Source organism: Mesorhizobium sp. M7A.F.Ca.CA.002.04.1.1 (assembly GCF_004022805.1).
GTDB classification, from domain to species: domain Bacteria; phylum Pseudomonadota; class Alphaproteobacteria; order Rhizobiales; family Rhizobiaceae; genus Mesorhizobium; species Mesorhizobium ciceri.
On the sequence record NZ_RZPL01000305.1, the window covers coordinates 1 to 6,311 of the forward strand.

General features: G+C 64.6%; 4 protein-coding genes and 1 pseudogene. 4 read left to right on the forward strand and 1 reads right to left on the reverse strand.

Going from position 1 to position 6,311, the window contains the following annotated elements; translation table 11 throughout:
• Window positions 1–698, reverse strand: a pseudogene (locus ENZ75_RS17065) (mechanosensitive ion channel family protein); the annotation flags it as partial.
• 240 nt (window positions 699–938) lie between these two features.
• Here ENZ75_RS17065 and ENZ75_RS17070 point away from each other — a divergent pair.
• From ENZ75_RS17070 to ENZ75_RS17085, 4 genes are read left to right on the forward strand one after another with little or no spacing between them, the layout of a single operon-like run.
• On the forward strand, window positions 939–2,198 hold the full coding sequence (locus ENZ75_RS17070; RefSeq protein ID WP_063170258.1) for a sarcosine oxidase subunit beta: 1,260 nt from the start codon (window positions 939–941) through the stop codon (window positions 2,196–2,198).
• 17 nt (window positions 2,199–2,215) lie between these two features.
• Complete coding sequence (locus tag ENZ75_RS17075; RefSeq protein ID WP_027160522.1) at window positions 2,216–2,512, forward strand: sarcosine oxidase subunit delta; 297 nt, start codon at window positions 2,216–2,218, stop codon at window positions 2,510–2,512.
• Window positions 2,509–5,502 carry a sarcosine oxidase subunit alpha gene (locus ENZ75_RS17080; protein ID WP_063168221.1) on the forward strand — a complete coding sequence of 998 codons (2,994 nt, stop codon included), beginning with the start codon at window positions 2,509–2,511 and terminating at the stop codon, window positions 5,500–5,502. The genes ENZ75_RS17075 and ENZ75_RS17080 overlap by 4 nt, the downstream gene beginning before the upstream one ends.
• A complete protein-coding gene (locus tag ENZ75_RS17085) occupies window positions 5,495–6,082 on the forward strand; it encodes a sarcosine oxidase subunit gamma (RefSeq protein WP_013531140.1) in 588 nt (195 codons plus the stop codon). Before ENZ75_RS17080 ends, ENZ75_RS17085 begins: the two co-directional genes overlap by 8 nt.
• Window positions 6,083–6,311: the final 229 nt, after the last annotated feature.

The window sequence follows — 6,311 nt, forward strand, 5'->3', positions numbered from 1 at the left end:
CGCCCGAACAGACGCCTGCCGCCAACCAGCAGCACCAGCGCCAGCCCGAGCGCCACGAAGGTTGCCGCCAGGATCGCCTGGAACTTGAACTTGAAGGCAAAGCTCAACCAGGACGACACCGCCTTGTAGAGATTGCCGAACTCGTCGCGGGCGTCGGAAAACACCTGCGGGCTCAGCGCATCCGACAGCACGTAGCGCTTGGTCAAAAGATTGCGGAACAGCTCGCTGCGCATATTGCCGATCTTGTCGATCAGCCCGCTGATGCGGATCGACAGGTTCTGTGCGCTGGCAACGACCGCGTTGATCTCGGCCTTTTCCGATGCAAGCGCCTGACGCTCGCCCGTCACGATGTCGGGCTCCTGCGGCTGGCCCGCCGCCGGTGGAGGACCCAGCACCTCGATGCGATTGTTGATCTCGGTGAGCCGCGAGCGGAATACCAGCGCACTGGTGAGTGCCGCCCGCGACAGGTCCTCCAGCTGCAGACGGATCTCCACGAGTGAGGCATCGTCCTCACCGTCCTGCTGTATCTTCTTCTCGAGATCGTCCGTCTTGGCCGTTAGATCCTGGATGACCTTTTGCTGATCGGTGACCAAACCGGCCGAGCCCTGGCCGAGCGCTTGCGCCATCGCCTCAAACGAAAGCGGCGCCGAAACGACCAGCGTGAGTACCAGGATGAGACGAAGCAATCGGAAAAGCATGATTTGTTGGCGACTCATCGGCGGCAAAGGCAATTTGAAAGCCTGTCCTTGATAAAGACGGCCCTATCATGGGGCAAGCCGTCGTATCGCGAGCCCATCCGATCATTGGCCCCAACCGATCACTCACGCCGAGTGATCCCATCCCGGGCGTCGGCCAGTCGAAAGGCGATGGCGCAATATTGGCTTTGCGGATGCGGCCTGCTCTATAGTCTGCCGCATCGCCCGAACCGGATGACATCAATGGCAGAGTACTCGGCCTTTTCGCTGCTCGCGAACGCGCTCAAGGGAAACAAGGATTGGAAGCCGGCATGGCGCAAGCCTGACCCGAAGGCGTCCTATGACGTCATCATCATCGGTGGCGGCGGTCATGGGCTGGCGACCGCCTATTATCTTGCCAAGGAACACGGCATCACCAATGTCGCCGTTGTGGAAAAGGGCTGGCTCGGTTCCGGCAATGTCGGCCGCAACACCACGGCCGTGCGCTCGAATTATCTGCTGCCTGCCAACACCCGCTTCTACGAACACTCGATGAAGCTGTGGGAGAACCTGTCGCACGAGCTCAACTACAATGTCATGTTCTCGCAGCGCGGCTGCCTGAACCTGGCGCACACGCCGGCCCAGTTCGACGACTATGCAAGGCGCGGCAACGCCATGCGCCATCTCGGCGTCGATGCCGAACTGATGACGAAGGCTGAGATCAAACGCCTGATTCCGGCGCTCGATATCTCCGACAGCGCTCGCTTCCCGGTGGTCGGCGGCCTGATGCAGCGCCGCGCCGGCACCGCCCGCCACGATGCGGTGGCCTGGGGCTATGCGCGCGGCGCCGACAGGCGCGGCGTCGACATCATCGAAAATTGCGAGGTCACCGGCTTCCTGCGCGACGGCGACCGCATATCAGGCGTCACCACTTCGCGCGGCGACATCCGCGCCAGGAAGGTGGCCGTGGCGGTCGCCGGCAGCACCGGACGCGTCATGCAGATGGCCGGCATCGAGACGATGCCGATCGAGAGCCATGTGCTGCAGGCCTTCGTCACGGAATCGCTGAAGCCCTTCATCGACACGGTCGTCACCTTCGGCATGGGCCATTTCTACATGTCGCAGTCGGACAAGGGCGGCCTCATCTATGGCGGCGACATCGACGGCTACAACAGCTACGCCCAGCGCGGCAATCTGCCTGTCGTCGACGAGGTGATGAGTGAAATGCTGGCGTTGTTTCCGGGACTCGCGCGCGTGCGCATGCTGCGCTCCTGGGGCGGTGTTTGCGATATGTCGATGGACGGCTCGCCGATCATCACCGCCGGCCCCCTGCCTGGCATGTATCTCAACTGCGGCTGGTGCTATGGCGGCTTCAAGGCGACGCCGGCTTCCGGCTGGTGCTTCGCCTGGACCATCGCCAAGGACCAGCCGCACGACCTCAACGCGCCCTTCACGCTCGACCGCTTCCACCGCGGGCTGGTGATCGACGACAAGGGCCAGGGTGCAAACCCGCGGCTGCATTAGGCAATAGGTAGAGTCCAATGTTGATCACTTGCCCCTATTGCGGCCCGCGCGACGTCATCGAGTTCACCTATCAGGGTGACGGCAATCGTGAGCGTCCCGACCCCGCCTCGCAGAATTTCGAGGCGTGGAACGCCTATGTCTATGACCGGCTGAATCCGGCCGGCGACCACAATGAGATCTGGCAACATTCCGGCGGCTGCCGCGCGCATCTCAAGGTCGTGCGCAACACGCTGACGCATGAGATTTCCAGCGTTGCCTTTGCGCGGGGCGATCATGGGCCGGCCGCGCGCCGCAAGGCGGAGGACAAGGCATGAGCCCGCGCCGTGCCGACACCGGCGGCCGCATCGACCGGCTGAAAACCATCCGCTTCACCTTCGATGGCACGGCCTACACCGGCCATGCCGGCGACACGCTGGCGTCAGCCCTGCTGGCCAAGGGCGTCACGTTGTACGGGCGTTCGTTCAAATACCATCGCCCACGCGGCCTGCTCACCGCAGGCGTCGAGGAACCCAACGCGCTTGTGACGGTGCTGAAGGGCGAGGTTCGCGAGCCCAACATTCCAGCGACCATGGTCGAGATCCATGACGGGCTGGTTGCCATCAGCCAGAACCGCTTTCCCTCGCTTGCCTGGGACATCAACGCCGTCAACCAGCTCGGCGGCAAGATCCTGTCGGCCGGGTTCTACTACAAGACCTTCATGGGACCGGTGTTCGGCCCGCTCAAGGGCACGCGTTTCTGGATGTTCTGCGAACACTTCATCCGCCGCGCAGCCGGTCTCGGCAGTGCCGGATCGGCGAAAGACCCGGCCCGCTACGAACGCATGAACGCCTTTTGCGACGTGCTGGTCGTCGGCTCGGGGCCGGCCGGCCTGATGGCCACCAAGGCCGCCGCCGATCAGGGTGCGCGCGTCATGCTGGCCGATCTCGAGCCGCATTTCGGCGGTTCGGCCAACTGGTCCGAGGAAACGATCGATGGCGCGCCTGCCGCCGATTGGGCGCGGCGCACCGTCGCCCAGCTCGCAGGCCGCGACAATGTCCGGCTTCTGCCGCGCACCACGGTGTGGGGTTACTACGACAACAACACGCTTGCGGCGCTCGAACGGGTCAGCGACCACAAGGAGCACCCCGGCAAGGGCGAGCCGCGCCATCGCTATTGGGCGATCCGCGCCAAATCCGTGGTCCTGGCCACTGGTGCGTTCGAGCGGCCGCTCATCTTCCCCGGCAATGACCGGCCAGGCGTGATGCTGGCGCATGCCGCCGAGCGCTATGCCAACGAATTCGGCGTGCTGCCGGGCGAGCGGATCGCGTTGTTCACCAACAATGACAGCGCCTATCGGGCGGCTGTCGCCTTGAAGAAGGCCGGCGCCGCGGTCGTCGCCATCGCCGATGTCAGGCCGGAACTTTCGCCGGAGATGCGCAAGCTGGCCGCGGAAGCCGAGGCAGAGATCTTTGCCGGCCATGCCGTCGTCGCCACCGAAGGCGGCAAGGCGCTGTCCGGCCTCAAGCTGCAGCGCTTCGACATGGCCAATGGGGCACTCATCGGTGATGCACGCAGTATCCATGCCGATTGCCTGCTGATGTCCGGCGGCTGGTCGCCGACCATCCATCTGGCCAGCCAGGCCGGCGCCAAGGCGGAATGGAACGCCGCGCGGCAAGCTTTCCTGCCGCCAGAGCCGACACAGAGCTGGATCGGCGCAGGCGCCTTCACCGGAAGCTTCTCGACGGCCGAAGCCATCGCCGAAGGCCGCGCCGCCGGCCTCGCCGCCGCAGGCGGGCAGAGCACACCGTCCATGCTGCCGACCGTCGAAGCAGTGCCTGGCGATCCCGACCCCGCCCCGGTGTTCGAGATCAGGGCCAAGGGCAAGAGCTTTGTCGATTTCCAGCATGACGTAACGGCCGAGGACGTGCGGCTGGCTCACCGGGAAGGCTTTGTCTCGGTCGAGCATCTCAAGCGCTACACCACGCTCGGCATGGCGACCGACCAGGGCAAGAGCTCCAACGTGCCTGGCCTTGCCATCATGGCCGAGGCGCTGGGCAAGCCGATCCCCGAGGTCGGCACGACACGCTTCCGGCCGCCCTTTGCTCCGGTGTCGATCGGCTCGCTGGCTGCCGAGCGTTTTGGCGACCTGAAGCCAGAACGATTGACGCCGATGCATGACTGGCATCTGGCCAATGGCGCGACGATGTATTCCGCCGGCCTCTGGTACCGGCCGATGATCTATGGGCTTTCAGGCGAAACGGTCGAGCAGGCCTATGTGCGCGAAGCCAAGGCGACGCGCGAAAGCGCCGGCATCGTCGATGTCTCGACACTGGGTAAGATCGCGGTGCAAGGCCCTGATGCCGCCGCATTCCTCGACCGCGTCTACACCAACATGTTTTCGACGCTGGCCGTCGGCAAGGCCCGCTACGGGCTGATGCTGCGCGAGGACGGCCTCGCCTTCGACGATGGCACCACCTGGCGGCTCGGCGAGCAGGATTTTCTGATGACCACCACCACGGCCAACGCCGGCAAGGTGATGCAGCATCTGGAATATTTCCTCGACGTGATCTGGCCGGAGCTGAAAGTCCACGTCACCTCGGTGACAGACGAATGGGCAGGTGCCGCGATCGGCGGCCCGAAGGCCAGGCAGATCCTCGCCGCCTGTGTCACCGGCACGTCGGTCGACAACGCCACCTTGCCCTTCATGGGCATCGTGCGCGGCGAAATATCAGGCGTGCCGGTGATGATCTGCCGGCTGTCCTTCTCCGGTGAAATGGCCTTCGAGGTCTATTCCGGCGCCGGCCATGGCACCCATGTCTGGAAAGCGCTTGTCGAAGCCGGCAAGCCGTTCGGGCTGGTCACCTACGGTCTTGAGGCATTGGGCACCATGCGCATCGAAAAGGGCCATGTCACCGGCGCCGAGATCGACGGCCGCACCACGGCGCGCGACCTGCATCTCGACTGGATGCTGTCGAAGAAGAAGCCGTTCATCGGCTCGGCGATGATGGACCGCGAAGGCTTGATCGCATCGGACCGCCTCGAACTGGTCGGCCTGATCGCTCTCGATAACCGGCCGCTCAACGGTGGCGCCCACATCGTCGAGGAGGTTGACGAAGCCAATCCGCACGACTCCATCGGCCATATCACCGCCTGCTGCTATTCGCCGGCGCTCGGCAGACATATCGCGCTGGCGCTGGTCGAGGGCGGCAAGGCACGGCACGGCACGCGCGCCCACGTCTCCGATCCCTTGCGCAACCGGTTCGGACCGGTCGAGATCGTCTCCAACCACTTCTTCGATCCGGACGGGAGCCGCATGCATGGTTGAGCACCAATCCCCGCTTGAGCCGGAATTTCACGTCGGCTCGCACGGCAATTTCGAGCATGGCGTCGAGATCATCCTGACCGAGACGAGGCCGGGCTCGATCGTGCAACTCGCCGCCTGGCCCGGCGAGGAGAAGAGGCTGATCGCAGCCATCCGCACCGTCACCGGGCTGGCGCTTCCCGATGGCGCCGGCGGCGGAGTGAGCGACGGGGTCAAGTCAGTGTTCGGCTTCGCGCCGGGAAAGTTCACCGTTGCCGACGAGGCCGAAGGGCTGGCCGCTGCCTTTGCCAAGGTGGTGACCTCGGCCATCGGCACGGTGACCGATCTCTCGCACGGCCGCACCGCCATCCGCATTGCCGGGCCGAAGGCCGAATGGGTGCTGGCGAAATTCTTCGCCATCGACTTTTCGCTGCCGGCCTTTCCCAATGGCGCCGGCCGCTCGACCGCTCATCACGACGTCTTCGCCCAGATCCAGCGCACCGGCGCCGACCAGTTCGACATCTATGTCTTCCGCTCGTTTGCACGCTCGTTCTGGAAGGCGCTCTGCCACGCCAGCGAGGAAGTCGGCTACGAGGTGCAATAGGCGGCGCCGAAAGGTCGCATCGCTCCTGCTTCTGGCATCAACGCCAGCCGTTTCTGCCGCTAGAGACTCAGGCCGCAGGCGCCCATGGTGCGAAAATGCGGCCGCCCAACCGGCCCAGGGATATGAAATCCCTTCTTCAAGAGTCGGCACATTCGTTTGGTTCGAACATCTCCATGACCGCAGAACTATCCGCCGGCGCCACGGATCGCGCCGATGTGCCGGCCAGAGC